This is a genomic window from Blastocatellia bacterium, assembly GCA_025055075.1.
Lineage (GTDB): Bacteria > Acidobacteriota > Blastocatellia > HR10 > HR10 > HR10.
On the sequence record JANWYV010000055.1, the window covers coordinates 1 to 3,018 of the forward strand.

The following is a 3,018-nucleotide window of genomic DNA, read 5'->3' on the forward strand; positions in this document are numbered from 1 at the left end:
GGCTCGCGCTTGGGGCGGAACCAACGACGCCCGTCGCGGCTGACGACCAAATGAACCTCAACCGTATCGGCCGCGCGATGGTAAAAAGCTGGGAGCATTAGGTGGGCACGAGCAGCTCCCGGCCACCGGTGATAGGCATTCGTATAGATGTCCACATCCGGCGGATCATCAGGTCCCGGCATAAGCGCGATCTCTGGCTCCGTGAAGCGACGGAAGTCCGCGGACTCTGTTCGCTTCACCACCCGACGCCCGCCAAATCCAGCCCGCGTCTGCGGCTCCCATCCCCGTACATGGGCCACATAGCGTTTCAACTCTTGGTCATAAACGCAGACATTTTGGGTATCGCTCACGTGCTTTAGCACCGGTTCGCGCAAGCGCGTCCAACGCAAGCCATCTGGCGAGACAGCGCCAAAGAGCCAACTGAGTGGCTGTGTTCCCGTGGGATCCGGTTCCGTCGCCAGATCAGTATACAGCAACTTATAGCGCTCCGAGGGAGGCGCCGATGGGTCTTTGAAGATCGTCGCTCCATGCGCCCCCATGAGGACGATATTGTTGTCTCGCGATCCCTTGTACTCGACAAGCCCAAGCTTCGGCTTCCGCCATTGCCGACCGTCCGTGGATTCAGCGTAGCAAATCTTGGCCTCCTCGTCGCTCTGCAATGTCTCGTACCCTTCGTACCAAAGGCGATAGAGCCCATCTTCATACATGAGCGTGCAGTAGGCGCCGATGAAAAGACCATCAGCCGGAGTGTCGGGAACGATGATCGGTTCTGGTGATAGAATAGGCGGCACAACGATCAATCGAACGCCCCGAGGCATGAAGACAGGGCTCCACGAGCGCGCCCGTTGGGCAGCGACAGTGAACGGTACCCCATAGCCGGGTTCGATGAACCACCAGTCAATGAAGACCTGTTTGTCCGTCCCCAGCTCGATCGGAAGCGTTCGGACGGGCGTTTGAGGAGCAGAAGGATTCAACTGCCCTCCACTTAGCGCGCGCCAAGAGGCGCTCCCCAGGGCAAGCGTCCCAACAGCAATCCCTTGCAAAAACGTTCGTCGGCGCATTGGATCCCCTCCTTCAACTGATGATGTGGCGAAGAACGGTCATGATATGGTGCTCAGTAGAGAGATCATTGGGAAACACGGCCTCACCGCGAATGGCTGCGAGAAACGTTCGCATCTCCTCCACATAGGTTTGTTCGACCGCCTCCGGCTCTAATTCAGGCAGAAACGTCCAGTCCGTGCCGCTAGCGCGGAAGAAGCGCACCGTCCGCCCTTCCCACACGATCGTCCCGCCCTCGCTGATGAACTTCACATAGCGCTCCCCTTTCCGTTGGATCATATCGAAGTGCATCGTCAAGAGAACCCCATTGTCGCACTCGAGCAGAAGTTGGATCACGTCGGCCGTTTCAATCTCCAAGCGGCTCAGCTTTCGAGCGAGTCCCTGAACCCGCTTCACCCGCGCCTCACCTAAGAGCCAGAGCATCCAACTGAGCTCGATCGCCGGAACATCCAATCCCCCTCCCAGTCTCAAATCCGCTGCATAAAAAGTGCGATAGTCCTCCCACGGATGCCAATCGGGGAGATATTGCCCGACCTGATGCAGCACGCAGAGGACGGGAGCGAACCATTCCTCGCGAAGCAGTTCTCGCAGCAGGCGAACTGTAGGAAGGAAGCGCCACGTGCTGCTCGGAGCAGCCACCCCATCAAACCCACACTCCTGCATCAGTCGCTCCAATCGCTCGATCTCCGCTGGATCAGGCGACAGCGGCACTTCGCAGAAGAAATGACGGTTGTGGCGAATGGCCCATTCAACATAGGGCGCATGCCACGCCGGCGGCGTCGAAACCACTAGCGCTTCCGGTTCCTGAGCGAGCGCTTCCTCAAAGCTCGAGAAGACAGCAACCCCGTATCGGGCGGCAACCTCCTGCCGACGATCTTCTCGCGGATCGAAGGCCAGAAGCTCCCTCTCTCCCAACTGATGGAGGTTGCGAATTCGCCGCTTCCCCATCGAACCACATCCGACGATGAGAAACCGCATAACGTGTCTCCTCCCTCATTCGAGCTGCGAACCGGCTGCGATCCCGCTTCTGGAATCCGCGCCGGAAAGAAAGGCCGAAACCTCCGCACGTTCTTTCACGAGCTTCCCGAAAAGGAGGCTCGCGCCCCACCCCACAAGCACCGTCGTCAGGCACCCGATCGGGCTGTACCAAAGAAAGGACGTATCCGTATACCCCCCAACGAAGGTGACGGTAGCCATCCCAACGCCCGCTCCGATGATTGCCCCTATATGGTTAGCACGAGAAACAAGGACTCCAAGAAGGAAAATCCCTAGAAGGACTCCGGTGAAGAAGCTATTCGTCTTCAGCGAAATCTCAGCGATCGTTCCCAATCGCCCAATGAAGAGAGCAAGAATGGTCGCTCCAGTTCCCCAAAGGACAGCTAAGAATCGCGCCATCTTCACGTAATGTGACGCTGAGGCTTGAGGACGAAGAGCTCGTTGATAGAAATCCACGATCGTCGCCGTGGTGATCGCGGTAATCCCTGAGCTGATGCTTGACATGGTCGCCGCGAAGATCCCAGCGATCACGAGCCCTGAAAGCCCCTCAGGCAATTGCGTGATGGCGAAGTGCGGGATCACGCGGTCTGGTTCGATCACTAGTCCCCGCTTTGTATAGAACGCATAGAACCCCAAGCCGAGGAAAAAAAGCGGAATCATGATGAGGACGCCGACCACAGCATTCGCCCACAGCGAGCGGCGGCTCTGCTCGATATTCTTCGCCGTCAAATACTGCTGAAGGATGACTTGGTCCACTCCGTAAGAAGCCAGGTTGATGAAGAAATACCCGATAAGGACATTCCAGAGCGTCACCTCTTGAAGCGAGAAGGAGAAATTGGCGAGCCCAGTTCGGCCTCCGGCCTCAGCCAGAGCCCAGATCGCTCCGATGTCCCATTGGAAAGCTTTCAGGATCACGCCGGACATGGCCAAGATCGCCGTCGTGAAGACGAGGAATTGAGCGAC

Annotated in this window: 3 protein-coding genes; all 3 read right to left on the bottom strand. The window is 57.9% G+C overall.

Annotation, left to right across the window (positions count from 1 at the left end; genetic code table 11):
* On the bottom strand, positions 1–1,061 hold a 1,061-nt coding region (locus NZ746_12865; protein ID MCS6818246.1), incomplete at its 3' end, for a hypothetical protein.
* Between the two features lie 13 nt (positions 1,062–1,074).
* Positions 1,075–2,037, bottom strand: coding sequence for a Gfo/Idh/MocA family oxidoreductase (locus tag NZ746_12870; GenBank protein ID MCS6818247.1), 963 nt, complete (start codon positions 2,035–2,037; stop codon positions 1,075–1,077).
* A gap of 15 nt (positions 2,038–2,052) precedes the next feature.
* Positions 2,053–3,018 (bottom strand): hypothetical protein (locus tag NZ746_12875; protein ID MCS6818248.1); only part of this gene is annotated, 966 nt, incomplete at its 5' end.